This is a genomic window from Luteimonas sp. A501 (assembly GCF_054052085.1).
This window is the reverse complement of the sequence record NZ_JBSVRI010000001.1, coordinates 802,463-824,092: the sequence shown is the minus strand read 5'-3', so window position 1 is coordinate 824,092 and position 21,630 is coordinate 802,463. Positions and strand designations below refer to the sequence as shown.

The 21,630-nt window shown below is 69.3% G+C and carries 16 protein-coding genes, 1 tRNA gene and 1 riboswitch; of the genes, 7 read left to right on the top strand and 10 right to left on the bottom strand.

What is annotated here, in order from left to right:
* Positions 1-2: 2 nt before the first annotated feature.
* A complete protein-coding gene (gene moaA, locus ACW7G5_RS03750; protein WP_457001933.1) occupies positions 3-983 on the bottom strand; it encodes a GTP 3',8-cyclase MoaA in 981 nt (326 codons plus the stop codon).
* A riboswitch (molybdenum cofactor riboswitch) is annotated at positions 975-1,122 on the bottom strand. (Overlaps the previous gene by 9 nt.)
* An 86-nt stretch (positions 1,123-1,208) precedes the next feature.
* Here moaA and ACW7G5_RS03745 point away from each other — a divergent pair.
* Positions 1,209-1,991: a cytochrome C assembly family protein gene (locus ACW7G5_RS03745; protein WP_457001931.1), complete on the top strand. Its 783-nt coding sequence runs from the start codon at positions 1,209-1,211 to the stop codon at positions 1,989-1,991.
* 39 nt (positions 1,992-2,030) lie between these two features.
* On the opposite strand, the gene radA is transcribed toward ACW7G5_RS03745, so the two are convergent.
* Positions 2,031-3,410, bottom strand: coding sequence for a DNA repair protein RadA (gene radA, locus ACW7G5_RS03740; protein ID WP_457001930.1), 1,380 nt, complete (start codon positions 3,408-3,410; stop codon positions 2,031-2,033).
* Between the two features lie 170 nt (positions 3,411-3,580).
* On the opposite strand from radA, the gene ACW7G5_RS03735 reads away from it, so the two are divergent.
* Both ACW7G5_RS03735 and ACW7G5_RS03730 read left to right on the top strand, forming a co-directional pair.
* Positions 3,581-5,257: a GMC oxidoreductase gene (locus ACW7G5_RS03735; RefSeq protein ID WP_457001928.1), complete on the top strand. Its 1,677-nt coding sequence runs from the start codon at positions 3,581-3,583 to the stop codon at positions 5,255-5,257.
* A gap of 43 nt (positions 5,258-5,300) precedes the next feature.
* A tRNA-Thr gene (locus tag ACW7G5_RS03730) sits at positions 5,301-5,376 on the top strand.
* Positions 5,377-5,456: 80 nt separating this feature from the next.
* Here the strand turns inward: ACW7G5_RS03730 and ispH are convergent.
* From ispH to murJ, 5 genes are all read right to left on the bottom strand, one after another.
* Positions 5,457-6,407 (bottom strand): 4-hydroxy-3-methylbut-2-enyl diphosphate reductase, encoded by a 951-nt coding sequence (gene ispH / locus ACW7G5_RS03725; protein WP_457001927.1) that lies wholly within the window; start codon positions 6,405-6,407, stop codon positions 5,457-5,459.
* Between the two features lie 158 nt (positions 6,408-6,565).
* On the bottom strand, positions 6,566-7,066 hold the full coding sequence (gene lspA / locus ACW7G5_RS03720; RefSeq protein WP_457001925.1) for a signal peptidase II: 501 nt from the start codon (positions 7,064-7,066) through the stop codon (positions 6,566-6,568).
* Positions 7,057-9,843 carry an isoleucine--tRNA ligase gene (gene ileS / locus ACW7G5_RS03715; RefSeq protein WP_457002857.1) on the bottom strand — a complete coding sequence of 929 codons (2,787 nt, stop codon included), beginning with the start codon at positions 9,841-9,843 and terminating at the stop codon, positions 7,057-7,059. The genes lspA and ileS overlap by 10 nt, the downstream gene beginning before the upstream one ends.
* Before the next feature lie 56 nt (positions 9,844-9,899).
* Positions 9,900-10,850 carry a bifunctional riboflavin kinase/FAD synthetase gene (locus ACW7G5_RS03710; RefSeq protein WP_457001924.1) on the bottom strand — a complete coding sequence of 317 codons (951 nt, stop codon included), beginning with the start codon at positions 10,848-10,850 and terminating at the stop codon, positions 9,900-9,902.
* Positions 10,851-10,941: 91 nt separating this feature from the next.
* Entirely contained in the window at positions 10,942-12,678 is a 1,737-nt protein-coding gene (gene murJ / locus ACW7G5_RS03705) for a murein biosynthesis integral membrane protein MurJ (protein WP_457001922.1), read from the bottom strand.
* 110 nt (positions 12,679-12,788) lie between these two features.
* Here murJ and rpsT point away from each other — a divergent pair, with 110 nt between their 5' ends.
* Positions 12,789-13,061, top strand: a complete 273-nt coding sequence (rpsT, locus tag ACW7G5_RS03700) for a 30S ribosomal protein S20 (protein WP_343253564.1) — start codon at positions 12,789-12,791, stop codon at positions 13,059-13,061.
* A gap of 196 nt (positions 13,062-13,257) precedes the next feature.
* Here rpsT and cgtA read toward each other — a convergent pair whose 3' ends face one another.
* From cgtA to rplU, 3 genes are all read right to left on the bottom strand, one after another.
* A complete protein-coding gene (gene cgtA, locus ACW7G5_RS03695) occupies positions 13,258-14,304 on the bottom strand; it encodes an Obg family GTPase CgtA (protein ID WP_457001921.1) in 1,047 nt (348 codons plus the stop codon).
* A gap of 136 nt (positions 14,305-14,440) precedes the next feature.
* On the bottom strand, positions 14,441-14,701 hold the full coding sequence (rpmA, locus tag ACW7G5_RS03690) for a 50S ribosomal protein L27 (protein ID WP_343253566.1): 261 nt from the start codon (positions 14,699-14,701) through the stop codon (positions 14,441-14,443).
* A gap of 12 nt (positions 14,702-14,713) precedes the next feature.
* Positions 14,714-15,034, bottom strand: coding sequence for a 50S ribosomal protein L21 (gene rplU, locus ACW7G5_RS03685; protein WP_343253567.1), 321 nt, complete (start codon positions 15,032-15,034; stop codon positions 14,714-14,716).
* A gap of 575 nt (positions 15,035-15,609) precedes the next feature.
* Between rplU and ACW7G5_RS03680 the strand changes: the two genes are divergently transcribed.
* From ACW7G5_RS03680 to ACW7G5_RS03670, 3 genes are all read left to right on the top strand, one after another.
* Positions 15,610-18,066: a S8 family serine peptidase gene (locus ACW7G5_RS03680; RefSeq protein ID WP_457001918.1), complete on the top strand. Its 2,457-nt coding sequence runs from the start codon at positions 15,610-15,612 to the stop codon at positions 18,064-18,066.
* Between the two features lie 155 nt (positions 18,067-18,221).
* Complete coding sequence (gene uvrA / locus ACW7G5_RS03675; protein WP_457001916.1) at positions 18,222-21,173, top strand: excinuclease ABC subunit UvrA; 2,952 nt, start codon at positions 18,222-18,224, stop codon at positions 21,171-21,173.
* Positions 21,170-21,589 (top strand): acyl-CoA thioesterase, encoded by a 420-nt coding sequence (locus ACW7G5_RS03670; protein WP_457001914.1) that lies wholly within the window; start codon positions 21,170-21,172, stop codon positions 21,587-21,589. Before uvrA ends, ACW7G5_RS03670 begins: the two co-directional genes overlap by 4 nt.
* Positions 21,590-21,630 lie beyond the last annotated feature (41 nt).

The following is a 21,630-nucleotide window of genomic DNA, read 5'->3' as shown; positions in this document are numbered from 1 at the left end:
GCTCATCCTCCAATGGATGCGAGGTGCGGGGTGAGGCCGGTCTCGCCCTGGTGCAGGCCGTGGCCGGCCGCCTTCAGTCCGAGCTGGGTACTGATGCGCGCGACCAGCGGGTCATGGTCGTCGTCGGACTGCAGCAGCGGGCGCAGGCCGATGCCGAAGTCGCCGAACAGGCACAGCCGCAGGTCGCCGCGCGCGGTCACCCGCAGGCGGTTGCAGCCCGCGCAGAAATCCTTCGAGTACGGCGCGATGATGCCGATGCGACCCCTGTAATCCGGATGCGAATACTCGCGCGCAGGGCCGGCGTCGGGCGCGCGCGGGCGCAGCGTCCAACCGGCTTCGACGATCTGTTCCTCCACCGCTTCGGCGCGCAGGTGGTGGCGTTCGAAGAACCCGAGGTTGTCGCCGGTGCGCATCAGTTCGATGAAGCGGATGGCGACATCGCGCTTGCGCAGGTAGTCGAACCAGCGCGGCAGTTCGTCGTCATTGCGCCCGCGCAGCAGCACCGCGTTGAGCTTGACCGAATCGAAGCCCAGGCCCAGCGCCATCTCCACGCCCTCGGTGACCTCGACGAAGCGGTCGTGGCCGGTGATCGCCCGGAAGCGTTCCGGGTCCAGCGTGTCCAGGCTGACATTGAGCGCGGTCAGGCCTGCCTCGCGCCACTCGCGCACGTGGCGCGGCAGCAGGGTGCCGTTGGTGGTGATGGCGATGCGGCGGACGCCGGGCACGGCCGACACCGCGGCGATGATCGGCAGCAGGTCCTTGCGCAGCGTCGGTTCGCCGCCGGTGAGCCGGATCTTGCTCATCCCCAGCGCGGCGAAGGCGCGCACCAGGCGCTGGATTTCATCGAGTTCGAGGAAACGCGGACGCCCGTCCGCCTGGTAGCCGTCCGGCAGGCAATAGCTGCAGCGGAAGTTGCACGCCTCGGTCAGGGAGAGGCGCAGATACGGGAACGACCGTCCGAAACGGTCGACCATGGCAGCCATGTTGTCGCTCCATTCCAGGACAAGGGAGGCCGGCCCGTTTCCAGTCCAACCCGGTGGCCGCGAAGGCCACGGCCCGGTCGCCATATCCATTGGAATATCCATCGAACACAGGCAGCCGGGCTTGGAGTGCCACGGGGCCGCGGCCCCGCTTGCGGACAGCATAGCGCCCGCCGCACGGCGTCGCCGCCCGTTCAGGCCGGCCGGTGCGTATGCGACACTGCGCGGATGATTCCCGTCCTCATCGCGATCGTTCTCTACATGGCGGCCGCCGGCCTGCTGGTGCGCGGAATCCGGAGCGGCCAGCGCGGCCGCGCCTGGCCGCTCGCGGCGGGCGGCGCCATCCTGGCGCATGCACTCGAACACGTGCTGGCCTGGCGCGGGCTCGGCGGCGCCGACATGCATTTTTTCGCGGCGATTTCGCTGGTGACCCTGGGCATGGCGGCCCTCACCACCGCGGTTGGCGCCCGCGGACGCACGGCCTCGCTCGGGGTGGTGGTGTTCCCGCTCGCGGCGCTGGCGCTCCTCGGCAACCACCTCCACGGCCACCTGCCGCCGGAACCGCTGGACTGGCGGCTGCAGTTCCACGCCTGGCTCGCACTCCTGGCCTACGCCACCCTCGCCGTGGCCGCGCTGCTGGCGGGGATGCTCTGGCTGCAGGATCGCGCGCTCAGTCGTCGCGAGATCCACCGCTGGCTCCGCGCCCTGCCGCCCCTGGTCGAACTTGAAACCCTTCTGTTCCGCACCATCGGCACCGGCTTCGTACTGCTGGCGATGACCCTGCTGACCGGCGTGCTGTTCGTCGAAAACCTGTTCGCCCAGCACCTTGCGCACAAGACCGTGCTCAGCGTGCTGTCATGGCTTGTGTTCGGCGTGTTGTTGCTGGGCCGCTGGCGCTTCGGCTGGCGCGGGCGCAAGGCGGTGCACTGGACGCTGGCGGCCATGGCGCTGCTGGTGCTGGCCTTCTTCGGCAGCAAGTTCGTGCTGGAGCTTGTCCTGCAGCGCGCCTGAAGACCCCGGCGTGTCGTGGGAGCGGCCGTGGCCAGCCCCTCAGCCCGCGGCATCGATGGCATCGGCCAGGCGCTCGACGCCCACCACCTCAAGATCCTTGTAGCGGCCGGCCTTCGGCGCATTCGCCTTGGCCACGATGGCGCGCTTGAAGCCGTGGGTGGCGGCCTCCTTCAGCCGCTCCTCGCCGTTGGGCACCGGGCGGATCTCTCCCGACAGGCCGACCTCGCCGAAGGCGACCGTCTTGTCCGCCAGCGGCCGGTCCTGCAGCGATGACAGCACGGCCAGCAACACCGGCAGGTCGACCGCGGTCTCCTGCACGCGGATGCCGCCGACCACGTTGACGAACACGTCCTGGTCGCCTACCGCGATGCCGCCATGGCGGTGCAGCACGGCCAGCAACATCGCCAGCCGGTTCTGCTCCATGCCCACCGCCACCCGGCGCGGATTGGACAGCGGCGAGGAATCGACCAGGGCCTGCACCTCGACCAGCAGCGGCCGCGTGCCCTCGCGGGTCACCATCACGCAGCTGCCGGGCTGGCGCGTGCCGCCGGAGAGGAAGATCGCCGACGGGTTCGGCACTTCCTTGAGCCCCTTGTCGCCCATCGCGAACACGCCCAGCTCGTTGACCGCGCCGAAGCGGTTCTTGAACGCGCGCAGCACCCTGAAACGGCTGCCGGACTCGCCTTCGAAGTAGAGCACCGCGTCGACCATGTGCTCGAGCACGCGCGGACCGGCAATGCCGCCCTCCTTGGTGACGTGGCCGACCAGGAACACCGCGGTGCCGGTTTCCTTGGCGTAGCGCACCAGGCGCGCGGCGGACTCGCGCACCTGGCTGACCGACCCGGGCGCCGCGGTGAGGGTCTCCGTCCACAGGGTCTGCACGGAGTCGGCCACGATCAGCTTGGGCCGAAGCCTGGCGGCATGGCCGAGGATGTGCTCGACGCAGGTCTCGGCCAGCGCGTTCACGCCATCCAGCGGCAGGCCAAGGCGGTGGCCGCGGCCGGCGACCTGGGCCAGGGATTCCTCGCCGGTCACGTACAGCCCCGGCAGCGCTGCGGACATGCTGGCCACGGCCTGCAGCAGCAGGGTGGATTTGCCGATGCCCGGATCGCCGCCCACCAGCACCACGGCGCCCTCGACCAGGCCGCCGCCCAGCACGCGATCGAATTCGCCGATGCCGGTGGACACCCGCTGGTCGTCGACCTGCATGACGTCCTTCAGCGGCGTGACTTCCGGGACCTTGGCCTTGCCTGCCCAACCGCCGCGCCGCGCGGGGGCGGCGGCCTTCGATGAAGCGGCGGTCTCCAGGACGATCTCCGACAGCGTGTCCCAGGCCCCGCACGCGCCGCACTGTCCCTGCCATTTGCCGGAATCGGCCCCGCATTCAGTGCAGACGTAGGCAGTGCGCGCCTTGGCCATGGAAGGATCCTGTTTGGAAGGAGCTCAGGATAGCGGCGCCGGGTCGCGCCACGCGAGACGTGGCCCCCGGTCCCGTGCAAGCCGCCGTGGATGACCGCTGCCCGCCGGGCTTGGCGTTGTCAATCAGCGGCGCCCCCGAATGCGCGGCTGCCGCTCCAGGGAGACCACGCTTGATCCTTGACTACCTTGATCCTTCGGCGCCGGGCGACTACCGGAGCGACCTCTGCATCATCGGCGCGGGACCGGCCGGCATCGCGATCGCCACCGCCTTCGCAGACAGCCGCTTCAGCGTATGCCTGCTTGAAAGCGGAGGCCTGGAAAGCGAGCGCAGCGCGCAGGCGCTGAACGAAGGCGAGTCCGTGGGCCCCGCCAGGCTCGACCCGCACCTGTGCCGGCTGCGCGCGCTGGGTGGCAGCTCGCGGCTCTGGGGCGGCGGCTGCGTGCCGCTGACGCGCCTGGACCTGGCGTCGCGCGATTGGGTGCCCGCCAGCGGCTGGCCGATCGGCTTCGACGAGCTCGCCACCTGGTGCGGCCACGCGCGGTCCACGCTTCGCATCGATCCGCGCCATGGCATCGGCGACGGCAGTTTCGGCAACGCGCATTTCGCGCATGCGCTGCCCCTGCTCGAGGAATGCGCGGTGGATCGCGTATGCATCGAGAGCCCGGTCTTCTTCCAGGCCCAGTACCGGCCTCTGCTCGAAGAATCGGACAACATCACCCTGCTGCTGCACGCCAACCTGATGGAGCTCGCGGCCACGCCGGGCGCCGGGCGCGTGCAGGCCGCGCGCATCGGCAGCCTGGACGGCCGCCGCGGCACCGTGCACGCGCGCCACTACGTGCTTGCGGCCGGCGGCATCGAGAATGCACGCCTGCTGCTGCTTTCCGATGGCGCGCACCCGCGCGGACTGGGCAATGCCCACGATCAGGTCGGCCGCTACTTCATGGATCACCCGCGATGCCTCGCCGGACGGATCGTCGGAGGCAACCTGGACGCGCTGCTGCGCCCCTATGACCGCGACGGCCAACGCGAATCGCGTCCGCTCTATCGCGAGCTCGCGCTGGCCGACAGCGCCCAGCGCCGGCTGCGCCTTCTCAACGCCCGCGCCCGGCCACTGCCCGTGCTCGATTCCGCGCCCGCCGGGCTGCAGGCACTGCGCGACCTGCGCGCCACGTTCCGCACGCCGCCGGCCAACGACGACCGGGCGGTCGAGGACGAAGTACAGCGCGCCCTGGCCTCGGGCATCGCCGGCCCGCCCGCGGCCGCGCCACCGCCCGCTGGCGGCGGGCAACGCGCGCGGCTGGCCCTGCGCATGGGCATGAACGCCGGCCACGTGGCCGGTGCCGTCGCCCGCAAGCTCCGCCATCGCTCCGTCGACAGCGTCAGGTCCGTGGACCTGATGGCCTATTTCGAGCAGTCGCCCAACCCCGAAAGCCGGATCACCCTCGGCGAGTCACGCGATGCCCTGGGGCTGCGCAAGGTCCGGGTGGACTGGCGCTTCACCGAGTTCGACTACGCATCGTTCCGCACCAGTGCCGGCCTGCTCGGCAGCGAAGCCGCGCGTTGCTGCGGCGGCCGCTTCGAGCCCGCGCCCTGGGTCGCCGACACCACGCTGAGCCCCGGCCTCGTGGGCACGGCCCACCACATCGGCACTACCCGCATGTCCGACCGGCCGGGCGACGGCGTGGTCGACCGCGACTGCAAGGTCCATGGCCTGGAGAACCTGCATGTCGCCGGAAGTTCGGTGTTCCCCACGGGCGGCTGGGCCTTCCCGACGTTCACCATCGTGGCCCTGGCCATGCGCCTGGCGGACCGGCTGCGCACCGGCCTGGAGATCGTGGGCCTGTGATGCTTTGACCGGTGTGCCGGCCGCCCCTACAATGTGCGACCCCGCCGGAATAGCTCAGTTGGTAGAGCGGCGCATTCGTAATGCGTAGGTCGTAGGTTCGATTCCTATTTCCGGCACCAGCATCATGGAAAAGGCCGCCCCCGGGCGGCCTTTTCCTTTCCGGAGCGCCATCCGGCGCAGGCGCCCGGAGGCGCGCGCCTCAGTCCACCAAGCGCAGCCGCAGCTCCTTGGGCAGGGCGAACACCATGTTCTCGCGCTCGCCATCGAGCTCGCGCACCCCGTCGGCGCCAAGGTCGCGCAGCCGCGCCAGCACGCCTTCCACTAGCACGTCGGGCGCCGAGGCACCTGCGGTCACGCCCACGTGGCGACGGCCAAGCACCCATGCCGGGTCGATCTCGTCGGCGCCGTCGATCAGGTAGGCCTCGACGCCGTCGCGCTCGGCAAGCTCGCGCAGGCGATTGGAATTCGAGCTGTTGGGCGAGCCGACCACCAGCACCAGGTCGCACTCGGTGGCCAGCAGGCGCACCGCGTCCTGGCGGTTCTGGGTGGCGTAGCAGATGTCGTCGTTCTTCGGGCCCTGGAGCGCCGGGAAGCGCGCCCGCAGCGCCGCGATCACGCCGCGGGTGTCGTCCACCGAAAGCGTGGTCTGGGTGGTGTAGGCCAGGTTGTCCGGCTGCGCGACCTGCAACGCCTCGACATCGTCCACGTCCTCGACCAGGTAGATGGACCCGGTGCCGCGCTCGCGGCTCCACTGTCCCATCGTGCCCTCGACCTCGGGATGCCCGGCATGGCCGATCAGCACCACGTCGCGGCCGGCGCGGCAGTGGCGCGCGACCTCGAAATGAACCTTGGTCACCAGCGGGCAGGTGGCGTCGAACACCTTCAGGCCGCGCCGGTCGGCCTCGTGGCGCACCGCCTGCGAGACGCCGTGGGCGCTGAAGATCACCGTATTGCCGTCAGGCACCTCGTCGAGCTCCTCGACGAAGATCGCACCGCGCTGCTTGAGGTCGTCGACCACGTAGCGGTTGTGCACGACCTCGTGGCGCACGTAGATCGGCGCCCCCAGCGTCTCGATCGCGCGCTTGACGATCTCGATCGCGCGGTCGACGCCGGCGCAGAAGCCACGGGGATTGGCGAGCAGGATATCCATGCCGCCATTCTACCCCTGCCCCAATGGGAGCGCTCCTGCCCTTGCGGGAGCGGCCTTCCGCTGGAGCCGGAGCGGCCTTCCGCTTTTGTGGGAGCGGCTATAGCCGCGATGGCGTGGTGCCCCGGCCGCAGCCATAGCCGCTCCCACAAACAGCTGTCCTACAGGGTTTCGGGCTTCTTCGGGGCGAAAATTCCGAACAGGGCGATGCCGATGGCGCCGCCGACGATGGCGGCATCGGCGATGTTGAACGCCGGCCAGTAATGGTCGCGCCAATGCCACTGGATGAAGTCGATCACGTGCCCGTGCAGCAGCCTGTCGATCACGTTGCCGATGGCACCACCGATCACCAGCGCGAACGGCAGCGCCGTGCGCCAGTCCGCGCGCGGCGTGCGCGCCAGCCAGACGCCCAGCAGGCCGCTGATGCCGAAGGCGAGCACGGTGAAGAACCATTTCTGCCAGCCGCCGGCGTCGGACAGGAAGCTGAAGGCGGCACCAGTGTTGTAGGTGCGGTACCAGTTCCAGAAGCCTTCGATCACGGGGATCGCGGTGTACTCCGGCAGGCTGGTCAGCACCCACTGCTTGCTGATCTGGTCGAGCATCAGCACCACGAGCGAAACGATCAGCCACGGCAATGCGTTGGGCTTCGGCCTCAGAACCACAGGCGGTCCTCCCCCGGGCCTTCCACGTTCGACACGCAGCGCGTGCACAGCTGTGGATGCGCCTCGACCGTGCCGACGTCGCCGCGGCGCTGCCAGCAGCGCACGCACTTCGGCTTGTCGGTGGGCACGGCGGCCACCACGACTTCGCCGGCGTCGTCATCGGCCAGCAGGGCCACGTCGCCGCTGATGAAGAAGAAGCGCAGCTCGTCGAGCAGGCCCGACAGCCGGTTCTGGTCGGCCACGCCGCAGGTCAGGGTGATCTCGGCGTCGAGCGCGGCACCGATCGCGCCGCTGGCGCGCATCGGCTCCAGCACCCGGGACACCTGCTCGCGCAGGCGCAGCAGGTCGTCGAACTCACGCGCCGACAGCGGCGCGTCATCGGTCAACGGGGCCAGGCCTTCGTACCAGGTTGCGAACAGCACGTTGCCTTCGCGTTCGCCCGGCAGGTAGCCCCACATTTCGTCGGCAGTGAACGACAGGATTGGCGCGATCCAGCGCACGAAGGCCTCGGCCATGTGGTACATCGCGGTCTGCGCGCTGCGCCGGCCGCGCGAGTCCTCGCGCATGGTGTAAAGCCGGTCCTTGGTCACGTCGAGGTAGAGCGAGCCCAGGTCGACGCTGCAGAAGTTCATCAGCAGCTGCACCACTTCGGCGAAGTCGTAGCGCGCGCAGGCATCGACGATCTTCTGCTGCACGCCGTGTGCCCGGTGCACGATCCAGCGGTCCAGCGCGACCATGTCGGCCGGCGCCACCAGGTCCACCGCCGGATCGAAGCCGTGCAGGTTGCCGAGCAGGAAGCGCGCGGTGTTGCGGATGCGGCGGTAGGCGTCGGCGTTGCGCTTGAGGATCTCCTTCGACAGCGACATCTCGTTGCTGTAGTCGGCCGATGCGATCCACAGGCGCAGGATGTCCGCGCCGAGCGTCTTCATGATCTCCTGCGGCTCGATGCCGTTGCCGAGCGACTTCGACATCTTGCGGCCGTGCTCGTCCACGGTGAAGCCGTGGGTCAGGCACTGCCGGTACGGCGCCGCCCCGTCGATCGCGATGCCGGTCAGCAGCGAGGACTGGAACCAGCCGCGATGCTGGTCGGAACCTTCCAGGTACAGGTCGGCCGGCTTGCCGATGCCGCGCGCCGCCAGCACGCACTCGTGGGTGAGGCCGGAGTCGAACCAGACATCGAGGATGTCGGTGACCTTGTCGTAGTCCGCGGCCTCGTCGCCCAGGAGCGCCACCGGATCAAGCGCGAACCAGGCGTCGATGCCGCCCCGCTCCACCAGGTCGGCCGCGGCGCGCATCAGCTCGCTTGAACGCGGATGCGGTTCGCCGGTTACCCGATGCACGAACAGCGCGATCGGCACGCCCCAGGTGCGCTGGCGCGAGATCGTCCAGTCCGGGCGGCCCTCGACCATGCCGGCGATGCGCGCCTCGCCCCAGCCGGGGAACCACTCCACGCCTTCGATCGCGGCCAGCGCGTCGCGGCGCAGGCCGGCCTTGTCCATCGAGATGAACCACTGCGGCGTGGCGCGGAACGCCACCGGCGTGCGATGCCGCCAGCAGTGCGGATAGCTGTGTTCGATCTTCGAATCCGCCAGCAGCGCGCCGCTCGCGCGCAGCACCTCGATGATGGCGTCGTTGGCCTTCCAGATATGGGTGCCGGCCAGCTCCGTGCCGTTCGCCGCGGGCGTCGACGGCAGGTACACGCCGCGCCCGTCGACGGGGTTCATCTGCGCCGCACTGTAGCGGTCGACGATGCCGTACTCGCGCGCCGCCGCGAAGTCCTCCTGGCCGTGGCCGGGCGCGGTGTGCACGGCACCGGTGCCGTCGTCGTCGGTGACGTGGTCGCCGAGGATCACCGGGATGTCGCGTTCGGCGTAGAACGGATGCGCGAACAAAAGGCCTTCCAGCGCGGCGCCCTTGGCATGGCCGTGGACCACCGGCTCGCCTTCGACGCCGTAGCGTGCCAGGACCTTCGCAGCCAGCGACGCGGCCACGACGAGCCAGCGGGCACGCCCGTCGTGCGCGGGCCCCTCGACCAGCGCGTATTCGATGTCCGGGCCCAGCGCCATCGCGAGCGACGCCGGCAGCGTCCACGGCGTGGTGGTCCAGATCGGCGCCGCGAGTTCGACGCCGCCGGGCAGCACCGTGCCGAAGGCGCGCGCCACCGCGTCCGCTTCACGCGCCGGATAGGCCACGTCGACCGCAGGCGAGACCTTGTCCTGGTATTCGATCTCCGCCTCGGCCAGCGCCGAGCCGCAGTCGAAGCACCAGTACACCGGCTTCGCGCCGCGCACCAGGTGGCCGTTGTCGATCACCTTCGCCAGCGCGCGCATCTCGTTGGCTTCGTACGCCGGGTCGAGCGTGAGATAGGGATCGTCCCACTCGCCGAGCACGCCCAGTCGCTTGAAGTCGGCCTTCTGCAGCTCGACCTGCGCCAGCGCGTACTCGCGACAGGCCTGGCGGAAGGCGGCGGCGTCGAGCTTCACGCCGACCCGGCCGTGCTTCTTCTCGATCGCGATCTCGATCGGCAGGCCGTGGCAGTCCCAGCCCGGGACATACGGCGCGTCGAAGCCCGCGATCGTCTTCGAACGGACGATGATGTCCTTGAGGATCTTGTTGACCGCATGGCCCAGGTGGATGACGCCGTTCGCATAGGGCGGGCCGTCGTGCAGGACGAAGCGCGGCCGGCCCGCGGCATGCTCGCGCAGGCGGGCATACAGGCCTTCCGCCTCCCAGCGCGCCAGGGTGGCCGGCTCCCGCTTCGGCAGGTCGCCGCGCATCGGGAACGCGGTCTCGGGCAGGAGGATGGTGGATTTGTAGCGCTGGCTGTCGTCGGTCACGCGGTCGCTCGCTGCGGGGTATGCATCAGAATTTCGCGCGCCTGCACGGCGTCGCGGTCCATCTGCGCGACCAGGGTCGGCAGGTCGGGGTACTTTTCTTCGTCGCGCAGGCGCGCAACGAATTCCACCTCGATGCGGCGACCGTACAGGTCGCCGTCGAAATCGAACAGGTGGGCTTCCAGCAGTGGCTCGATGCCGTCCACCGTGGGCCGGGTGCCGAAGCTCGACACCGAAGGCCAGGGCGCGTCGCCAACGCCATGCACGCGGGTGGCGTAGATGCCCTGCAGCGCCGGCACCTTGCCGCGGAAGCGCAGGTTGGCCGTGGGGAAGCCGAGCGTGCGCCCGAGCTGGCGGCCGCGCACCACGCGCCCGCCAATGGCGTAGGAATGGCCGAGCAGGCGCGCGGCGGCGGTGAAATCCCCTGCGACCAGCGCCGCACGGATGCGCGTGCTCGACACGCGTCCGCCATCGAGCATGACTGGTGCGATCTCGCCGGCGCTGAAGCCCAGCCGCGCGCCCGCGGCCTGCAGCGTGCCGAGGTCACCCGCGCGGCGGTTGCCGTAGCGGAAGCCGGGACCGACCCAGACTTCGCGCGCGCGCAGGCGCCGCGCCAACACGCGTTCGGCGAACCCGTCGGGCGACATCGCCGCGAACGCGCGGTTGAAGCGCAGCAGCCCCACCAGGTCGGCACCGAGCGCGAACAGGCCCTCGGCGCGCGCGCGCGGCAGCATCAGGCGCGGCGGCGGCGCGTCCGGCGCGAAGAACTCACGCGGCAGGGGTTCGAAGCTCAGCGTTGCCAGCGGCAGGCCCAGCGCACGCGCGCGCTCCGCCGCGTGACCCACCAGCGCGCGATGGCCGAGGTGCAGGCCGTCGAAGGCGCCGATGCAGGCCACGCTGCCTTCGGGGCACAGGGGCCCGCCGTCGACGTCGCGGAACAGCTGCTTCATGGGGTCCAGGATGGTTGGGCGCCGCCAACAGCGGCAGCGCGCCCGACCGCAGTCGGTCGGCAAGTATACCGACGCCGCCGCGCGCCCATGCTCAGTGGCGCAGGTGCCGCGGCCGCAGGCCCAGTGCCAGCAGCGCAACGACGTAGGCCAGTCCACCACCGGCAACCACCGCCAGCAGCCACAGCGTGCGCAGCACCAGGCTTTCGATCGCGGTCCAGTCCCCCACCCATCCACGAAGCCCGAGCACCACGGCTGCCATCGCCGCACAGGCCACGACCAGGCGCAGCCAGAACCGTCCCCAGCCCGGCTGCAGGCGCACCAGGCCGGCACGCCTGACATAGCGCCACAGCAGCCAGGCATTGAGGATCCCCGCCAGCCCAGTGGCCAGGGCGATGCCGCCGTGCGCGCCCTGCACGTCCCACAGCCACAGCGGGGTGGTGAAGGCGATGGTCATCAACACGTTGGCAATGACGGTGATGATCGCCGCGCGCATCGGCGTCTTCGTGTCCTGGCGCGCGAAAAACGCCGGCGCCAGGACCTTGGTCAGCATGAACGCCGGGATGCCGATGCTCATCGCCGAGAGGCTGAGCGCGGCCATGCGGGTGTCGTGCGCGGTGAAGCGGCCCCCCTGGTACACCACCGCGGTCAGCGGCTCGGCCAGCAGCAGCAGGCCGATGGCCGCCGGCACGCCGCCCAGGAGCGCCATGCGCAGCGCCCAGTCCAGGGCAGCTCCGTAGCCTTCGCTGTCTTCTGCGGCATGGCGCCGCGACAGGTGCGGCAGGATCACGGTGCCGATGGCCACGCCGAACAGGCCCAGCGGGAATTCCACCAGGCGATCGGACAGGTACAGCCAGGTCTGGCTGCCGGTGACCAGCAGCGACGCGAACACGGTGCCCACCAGCAGGTTGAGCTGCGCCACCGACGAGGAAAACAGCGTCGGCACCATCAGCCTGGCCACCCGGCGCACATCGGGATGGCGGAAGCCAGGCCGGAAGCGCGGGCGCAGGCCGAGCCTGCCCAGGGCCGGCCACAGCAGCGCCAACTGCAGCACGCCAGCCACCAGAACGCCCCAAGCCAGTGCCATCACCGGCTGTGCGAAGTAGCGCGACACCCAGACGATCGCCACGATCATCACGAGGTTGTGCAGGACCGGCGTCACTGCCGGCAGCGCGAAGCGGCCGAAGCTGTTGAGCACCGAGGCCACCAGCGCCATCAGCGAAATGAACACCAGGTAGGGGAAGGTGATGCGCAACATGTCGGCGATCAGGCCCAGCTTCCCCGGCTCGTCCACGGCGCCCGGCGCGAACACGGCGGCCACCAGCGGCGCCGCGAGCATGCCCACCGCCGCGAACACCAGCACCACGGCCAGCAGTGCGCCGGCCATGGCATCCAGGAACTCCTTCAGCTCCCGGGGGTCCTTGCGCTCGCGCAGCTCGTTGAATACCGGCACGAACGCCATCTGCACCGAGCCTTCGGCGAAAATCCGGCGCAGGTAGTTGGGGATCCGGTAGGCGATGACGAACGCATCCATCGCCACCGAGACGCCGAACACGCGCGACTGCAGCGCGTCGCGAAGGAAACCGGCGATCCGTGACAGCAGTGTCATCGCGCTGAACACCGCGGTGGAGCGCAGCAGGCCGCCGCCACGGCGCCCCGGGCCTTTTCCTGCCGGGTCCGGGCCTTCGCTGCCGCCTGTGGCCGCATCCGCCACTGCGCCGTCTTCGGCCGGGGGCATCGCGGGCATCGACGCGGCGGGATCCAGCCCCGCGACCGCTTCCGGGGTGGCCTTGCCCGGAGCTTTCGACCCGTCCTGTCCAGCCCCGTTCACGCCCGCGCCTCCATCTGGCAAGGATTCTTGACGCAAGCCCCTGATTCCCCCATAATTTCCTGCTCGCTTGACCCGAATTCCGTCTTTACACCCGTTCCCAGGATCCCATTGTGGCCAACATCAAGTCTTCCAAGAAGCGCGCCAAGCAGGCTGTCGTGCGCAACCTGCGCAACAACAGCCAGCGTTCGCAGCTGCGCACCGCCGTCAAGAAAGTGCTCAAGGCGCTCGACGCCAACGACGCCGCCGGCGCCCAGGAGGCCTTCACCTCCGCGCAGCCCCTGCTCGATCGCTTCAGCGCCCGCGGCCTGATCCACAAGAACAAGGCCGCCCGCCACAAGAGCCGCCTGACCGCGCGCATCAAGGCGCTGGCCAGCGCCGCCTGAAGCACGCCGCAGCGCGGTGGACAAAAGCCCGGCTCCGGCCGGGCTTTTTGCGTGGGCCGACAGAAAGGCGTTTTTGGCCGCGGATTTACGCGGATACACGCGGATAGAGCAAAGGCACGATGAATGGCTCTGCTTCTGATCCGCGTTCATCCGCTTAAATCCGTGGCTGAAAACCGCTCTTCCCACCACGCTCGCCTCAAACCCCGGCGGCATCTGCCGCATCCGCGGCGTCGCGGGCCTGCTCGTCGAGGAAGGCCTGCACGCGCAGCATGACTTCGCGGGTGCCCTCGCCGGCGAGGCCTGAGACCACGAACCATGGCTGCGTCCAACCCAGTGCCGCAACGACGCGTTCGGCATGGGCGCGGGCGTCTTCCGGCGGCAGCAGGTCGGCCTTGTTGAACAGCAGCCAGCGCGGCTTGGCCATCAGGCCGGCGTCGAACTTCTCCAGCTCGCGCTCGATCGCGCGCACCTGGTCGCCGGCATCCGAGCCGTCCAGCGGCTCGACTTCCACCAAGTGCAGCAGCAGCCCGGTGCGCTGGATGTGGCGCAGGAACAGCGCGCCCAGGCCGGCACCGTCGGCGGCGCCCTCGATCAGCCCGGGGATGTCCGCGATCACGAAGCTGCGCGCGGGCTCCACGCTGACCACGCCGAGGTTCGGGTACAGCGTGGTGAACGGATAGTCCGCCACCTTCGGCGTGGCCGCCGACACGGCGCGGATCAGGGTCGACTTCCCGGCGTTCGGAAAACCCAGCAGCCCGACGTCGGCGAGCAGCTTCAGCTCCAGGCGCAACCCGCGCTGCTCGCCCTCGTCACCCGACGTCGCCTTTCGCGGCGCACGGTTGACCGAGGTCTTGAAATGGATGTTGCCGAGCCCGCCCTTGCCGCCGCGCGCGACCAGCAGGCGGTCGCCGTCGCCGACCAGATCACCGATCACCTCGTCGGTATCGATGTTCAGCACCTGGGTGCCGACGGGCACCATGATGACCGTGTCCTCGCCGCCCTTGCCGTAGCGCTGCTGGCCCATGCCGTCTTCGCCGCGGCGGGCGCGGAACACCCGCTGGTGGCGGAAGTCGACCAGGGTGTTGAGGTTCCGGGTGGCTTCAAGCCAGACATCGCCGCCATTGCCACCATCGCCGCCGTCGGGGCCGCCGAGCGGAATGTACTTCTCGCGGCGGAAGCCCACGCAACCATTGCCGCCATTGCCGGCGGTGACGGTGATTTCGACTTCGTCGACGAGTTTCATGGCGATGGATCCAGGCTATGGCGGGGCCGGGCGGTGAAGCCGCGGCGGATGATCGAACATGCAGCAGGTGCCGGCGCAGGCGCCGGAAACGAAAAGCCCCGCCGGAGCGGGGCCTTCGCGGAGCGTGCTGCCAGGCTCAGGCCTCGGCAACCACGTTCACGGTACGACGCTTCTTCGGGCCCTTGGTCGTGAACTCGACCTTGCCATCGATCAGCGCGAAGAGGGTGTGGTCGCGGCCGAGGCCGACGCCGTTGCCCGGATGGAACTGGGTGCCGCGCTGGCGGATGATGATGTTGCCGGCATCGATCGCCTGGCCACCATAGATCTTCACGCCGAGGTACTTCGGGTTGGAATCGCGGCCGTTGCGCGAGGAACCTACGCCCTTTTTATGTGCCATGGCTGCGTCTCCTTACTTCTTGTCGCCACCGGCAATGCCGGTGATCTCGATTTCGGTGTAGTGCTGCCGGTGGCCCATCTGCTTGCGATGATGCTTGCGGCGGCGGAACTTCACGATGCGCACCTTGTCGGCGCGGCCGTGGGCCTTGACGGTGGCGGTGACGGTCGCGCCATTGAGCGCGTCGCCAACCTTGATGCCCTCGCCGTCGCCAAGCATGAGCACGTTGTCGAACGTGATCTCATTGCCTGCTTCGACGTCCAGCAGCTCGACGCGGAGCGTCTCGCCCTTCATCACGCGGTATTGCTTTCCGCCTGTTACCAGGACTGCATACATGACCAAGCTTCCTATGTAGTTATTGTGGTCGCCTGCCTCCCTTGGGGTAGACAGGAGCGGAATTGTAATTGGAACGGGGCTTTCGGGTCAAACCAGGGTGAATGGGGGTTATACGGTTGCGCATCGCCCCCCGCTTCCGGTAGGTTCGAACGGTCGGACGGGTCACAGGGGACCGTTCGCTGCAAGGACAGCTCCAGGCACCCGTTTGCTTTGCGGATATCCGCAAAGCAGAGGGTCGAATCGTCTGCTTTCACGGAGAGCCTCTGTACGTGCATCGTTCCACCTGCAGCAACAAGGCGGCGCAAGGCCACGCCAGTCCCCAGGGTGACTGGCGCACGAGCGTGCCGCATCGCGCACGCGCTGCCAGCCCGCCCCGCCCGGCTTCGTGCCTGCCCTGCGGCACCGCGCATCCGCGCCACGGCGCGTCCATATCCGAATTCCGCCCGTCCGCAGGCCGTCGACCCCTGGTCGCGCCGCGGATGCGCGAACAGCTTCCACTGAAGTAGCAACAGCCACTGCGTGGATGGGGCCGACGCCATAGCTGCGCCGGATCGACGAAAGGAGAGAGGAACGAAATGACAAGCACGACTTGGAACACCACAACAACCGCGCTCGCGGTGGCGATTACCGCCGCCCTCGTCGCGGGGCCGTCCTACGCGGCACTCAAGAAGCCGGCGGCGAGCAAGCCGGCACAGACCCAGAAGAGCGCCGTCAAGGCCCCTCTGTTCGCCAAGCCCGGCCATCCCTACGGAACCAACCTGAAGGCGCCGGCGGACACCGCATACGACTCTTTCATCGTCAGCTTCCAGAAGGGCGCGAAGCCCGCGGCCGACCTGCAGCGCCAGCTCGATACCGTCGGCAAGCTGCTCGGTACCCGCATCGCGATCGAGCGCACGACCGGCACGGGTGCGCAGATCATCCGCACGGCGCGCTCCATCGACGTGGTCGAGCGCAAGCAGCTCGAAGCCGCGCTGAGGAACAACCCCGCGATCCGCGCCGTCGAGCCCAACGGCCGCATGTACCGCATGTTCGAGCCGAATGACCCGCTGTTCGCGCAGCAGTGGCATTACGAAGGCGGCGGCATGGGCATCAATGCCACCGAAGCCTGGGATAGCGTCGACGGCACCGGCTACATCATTGCGGTGCTCGATACGGGACAGGTCGACCACGGCGACCTGGCCGGCCAGTTCATCGCGGGCTATGACTTCATCTCCGACCCCGCCAACGCGCGTGACAACGATGCCCGCGACCCGGATCCGAATGACGAGGGCGACTGGGACAGCAAGTACGACAGCAGCTGGCACGGCACCCACGTGGCCGGCACCATCGCCTCGCTGACCGACAACGGCGTTGGTGGCGCGGGCGTTGCCCACGGCGCCAAGGTCCAGCATGTCCGCGTCCTGGGCAACGCGGGCGGCAGCTTCGAGGACATCAACGACGCCATTGTCTGGGCCTCGGGCGGCTCCGTTCCGGGCGTTCCCGACAACGCCACCCCCGCAAACATCATCAACCTCAGCCTGGGCGGCTCGATCGCATGTCCGACCGACATGCAGGACGCGATCGACATCGCCGTCGCAAACGGCACCTCCGTGGTCGTTGCAGCGGGCAACTCGAGTTCCGACATCGCCGGTTTCGCTCCGGCAGGCTGCGACGGTGTGATCGTGGTGGCGGGCACGGGTCCCGACAACACGCGTTACGCCAGCTCCAACTTTGGCGCGGACATCACTGTCGCGGCTCCGGGCGGCAGCGGCTCCCTGCCGGAAGAGGACCAGGTCCTGTCGACGGTGAACAGCGGCCTGACCGTGCAGGAAGACGACGCCTATGCCTGGTACGCCGGCACATCCATGGCGGCCCCGCACGTGGCCGGTACGGCCGCGCTGATGATGGAGGCCGCGGGTGAGTGGCTGCCGCCGGACGAGGTCGCGACGATCCTGCGCAACACCGGTTATGCCGCCAACGGCCTGGTAACCAACTGCGACACCAGTTCGCGCTGGTGCGCCAGCCTGATCGACGCCGGCCGCGCGGTTGCAGTGGCATCCGGCGAGGAAGCGCTGCCGGCCGACCCGCCGCCGCCGCCGCTGCCGCCGCCGCCGACCGAGCTCGAGAACGGCGTCGCCGTCCCACTGGAATCAATGGGCGCGGGCAACGAGAAGTTCTTCGTGCTCAACGTGCCGGCGGACATGGGATCGCTGACGTTCGACCTGACCCCGGGGACCGGCGCGACCGGCGACTCGGACATCTACGTCCGCTACGGCGCGGCGCCGACCGCCTCGCTGTACGACTGCCGTCCGTGGACCGGTGGCGTGGTTGCCGAAACCTGCAACTTCACCGCGCCCAGCGCGGGTGAGTGGCACGTCAGGGTCGTTTCCTACAGCGCGTCCAACGGCTACTCCGTGACAGGCACGTATGACGACACGCCGGTCGAGGTGGATCCGCCCACCGAGCTCCAGAACGGCGTTGCCGAGACGGGCATCAGCGTGGATGCCGGCGAGGACGTGTTCTACTTCATCGACGTTCCGGAGGGCGCCAGCAATCTGGCAGTGCTGATGGACGGTGCCAACGGCGACACCGACCTCTACGTGAGGCACGGCGCGCAGCCGACGGATACGCTCTATGACTGCCGCCCGTTCCAGTACGGCAGCATCGAGGACTGCCTGATCCCGGCACCCGCCGCGGGCGAGTGGTTCATCCGCATCAACGGCTACGAGTCGGCCACGGACGTTTCGCTGGTCGCCAGCTACGACATCGAGGGAGGCGGTGGGGTCGCTCCGGCGGACCTCGTGGCTCGCCAGGTGTTCCCGCTGCGTGGCCAGCGCATCCGCGTGCCGCTGGCGTGGACCGGTGGCGAAGGTGAGCAGGTCGACGTGCTGTTCGATGGCGAAGTGGTGGCCACTTCGGCCAACACCGGCTCGTTCGTGCATACCTTCACCGCTGAGTCGGCGGGCCCCGGCTCGGCGACCTACCAGGTCTGCAACGCCGGCACCGACGTGTGCTCGGAGACCATCACGGTGAACTACACCGCGCGCCGCTGATACAGGTCGCAACGTGACATGCGAGGGGCCCGGTTCGCCGGGCCCCTTTCTTTTGCCCGCGACGGCGGGGTTCTGGAAATCCGGCGGATCGCCCCCATCCAAGGGGCTGGTAGGCTGGTTGATCGCCCACCCTCTCCTTTCCCCCGGACTACCCGATGGCGCTCGACCTCATCCGCATCCGCGGAGCACGTACCCACAACCTCAAGGACATCAGCCTCGACCTGCCGCGCGACCGCCTGATCGTCGTGACCGGGCTGTCGGGGTCCGGCAAGTCCTCGCTCGCGTTCGACACGATCTACGCCGAGGGCCAGCGCCGCTACGTCGAGTCGCTCTCGGCCTACGCGCGCCAGTTCCTGAGCGTGATGGACAAGCCCGACATCGACCACATCGAAGGCCTGTCGCCGGCGATCGCGATCGAGCAGAAGTCGACCTCGCACAACCCGCGCTCGACGGTCGGCACGATCACCGAGATCTACGACTACCTGCGCCTGCTCTACGCCCGCGTCGGCCAGCCGCGCTGCCCGGACCACCAGTACCCGCTGGAGGCGCAGACCGTCAGCCAGATGGTCGACCAGGTGATGGCCCTGGGCAGCGACCCGGCGCGCGCCGAGCAGCGCTGGATGCTGCTTGCACCCGTGATCCGCGAGCGCAAGGGCGAGCACGCCCAGGTGTTCGAGCAGCTGCGCGCGCAGGGCTACGTGCGCGTGCGCGTGGATGGCGTGGTGCACGAGATCGATGCCGTGCCGCCCTTGGCGCTGCGCCAGAAGCACACCATCGAGGCCGTGATCGACCGTTTCCGGGTGCGCGAGGACATGCAGCAGCGCCTGGCGGAATCCTTCGAGACCGCGCTCAAGCTGGGCGACGGCATGGCCGAGGTTCGTCCGCTCGACGACGACGCGGCCGAGCCGCTGCTGTTCTCCTCCCGCTACAGCTGTCCGGTCTGCGACTACGCGCTGCCCGAACTCGAGCCGCGCCTGTTCTCCTTCAACGCCCCGGCCGGCGCCTGCCCGACCTGCGACGGCCTGGGCGTCAGCCAGTTCTTCGATCCGGGCCGCGTGGTGGTGCATCCCGAGCTGTCGCTGGCGGCCGGCGCGGTGCGTGGCTGGGACCGCCGCAACCACTACTACTTCCAGCTGATCGCGTCGCTGGCGCGGCACTACGGCTTCGACGTCGACAGCCGCTGGCAGGAGCTGCCCGAAGCCGTGCGCCAGGCGGTGCTGTTCGGCAGCGGCGGGGAGCGGATCCCGTTCACCTACGTGACCGAGAGTGGCGTGCGCAGCAAGCGCAGCCATGCCTTCGAGGGCATCGTCCCGAACCTCGAGCGCCGCTACCGCGAGACCGAATCCTCGGCGGTACGCGAGGAGCTGTCCAAGTACATCAGCGAGCAGCCCTGCCCCGACTGCGGCGGTGCGCGCCTGAACCGCTCGGCGCGCAACGTCTTCGTGGCCGAGCGCGCGATGCCGTCGATCGTGGTGCTGCCGATCGGCGAGGCGCTGCAGTTCTTCACCGGGCTGGAACTGCCCGGCTGGCGGGGCGAGGTGGCCGCGCGCATCGTCAAGGAGATCCGCGAGCGCCTGGGCTTCCTGGTCGACGTCGGCCTCGACTACCTCACCCTTGAGCGCAAGGCCGATTCGCTGTCCGGCGGCGAGGCCCAGCGCATCCGCCTGGCCAGCCAGATCGGTGCCGGCCTTGTGGGTGTGATGTACGTGCTCGACGAGCCCTCGATCGGCCTGCACCAGCGCGACAACGAGCGCCTGCTCGGCACGCTCACCCGCCTGCGCGACCTCGGCAACACGGTGATCGTGGTCGAGCACGACGAGGACGCGATCCGCCTGGCCGACCACATCGTCGACATCGGCCCCGGGGCCGGCGTGCACGGCGGCGAGGTGGTGGCCCAAGGCAGCTACGAGGACATCCTCGCCGCGCCGCGCTCGCTGACCGGCCAGTATCTCTCCGGCAAGCGCCGGATCGAGATCCCGGCCACCCGCCACGCGCCGAATCCCAAGCTGGAGCTGCGCCTGCTCGGTGCCAGCGGCAACAACCTCAAGGACGTCGACCTGGTGATCCCCAACGGGCTGTTCACCGTGGTCACCGGCGTGTCCGGCTCCGGCAAGTCCACGCTGATCAACGACACCCTGTACGCCCTGGCGGCCAACGAGATCAACGGCGCCTCGCACACGCCGGCGCCGTTCCGCTCGGTCGAGGGCCTGGACCTGTTCGACAAGGTGGTCGATATCGACCAGTCGCCGATCGGGCGCACGCCGCGCTCCAACCCGGCCACCTATACCGGCCTGTTCACGCCGCTGCGCGAGCTGTTCGCGCAGGTGCCGGAGTCGCGCGTGCGCGGCTACGGCCCCGGCCGCTTCAGCTTCAACGTCCGCGGCGGTCGCTGCGAGGCTTGCCAAGGCGACGGCCTGATCAAGGTCGAGATGCACTTCCTGCCGGACATCTACGTGCCTTGCGATGTCTGCGGCGGCAAGCGCTACAACCGCGAGACACTCGAGATCCGCTACAAGGGCCTCAACATCCACGAGGTGCTGGAACTCACCGTCGAGGCCGCGCTGGACCTGTTCCACGCAGTGCCGACGCTGGCGCGGAAGTTGGAAACGCTCACCGACGTCGGCCTGGGCTACATCCGGCTGGGGCAGTCGGCGACCACGCTGTCCGGCGGCGAGGCGCAGCGGGTGAAGCTGTCGAAGGAGCTGTCGCGCCGCGACACCGGGCGCACGCTGTACATCCTCGACGAGCCCACCACCGGCCTGCACTTCCACGACATCGACCACCTGCTCGGCGTGCTGCACAAGCTGCGCGACGACGGCAACACGGTGGTGGTGATCGAGCACAACCTCGACGTGATCAAGACCGCCGACCGGGTGATCGACCTCGGGCCCGATGGCGGCCACCGCGGCGGCGAGATCATTGCCCAAGGCACCCCCGAAGAGGTCGCGGCGATGCCGCAGTCGCATACCGGGCGTTTCCTGGCGAAGCTCCTGGACGAACACAGGGCGCGCTCCGGGGCGCCCGTGGTCGGCGAGGCGCCGCGCCCGCGCTCGCGCGGCAAGACCGGAACCCCCACCCGTCGCCGCAAGGCCAGGGACATCACATGACACGCGAACCCGCCGAACACGGCAAGTTGCTGCAGCGCATGCCCATCGAGCTGCGCTGGCGCGACCTTGACGCCTTCAACCACGTCAACAACTCCAACTTCATGACCTACCTGGAGGAGGCGCGGATCCGCTGGTTCGAGTCGCTGGGCACGGAGTGGGTGACCGACACCACCGCCCCGCTGCTGGCGGCGGTGCAGATGAACTACCGCCAGCCGATCCCCTACCCCGGCTCGGTCGTGGTCGAGCTGACCGCCGACCGCGTCGGCACCAGCAGCGTGACCCTGGGCCACCGCATCACCAGCGCCGACGGCGCGCTGCTGCACGCGGATGGCCATGTGGTGATGGTGTGGATCGACCGCACCAGCGGACGCCCCACGCCGCTGCCGGAGGTCGTGCGCGCGATCGCGGCTGGCTGAGCAGGCGGCCACTGACCGCAAAGCTCAGGCGGTTCCGGATT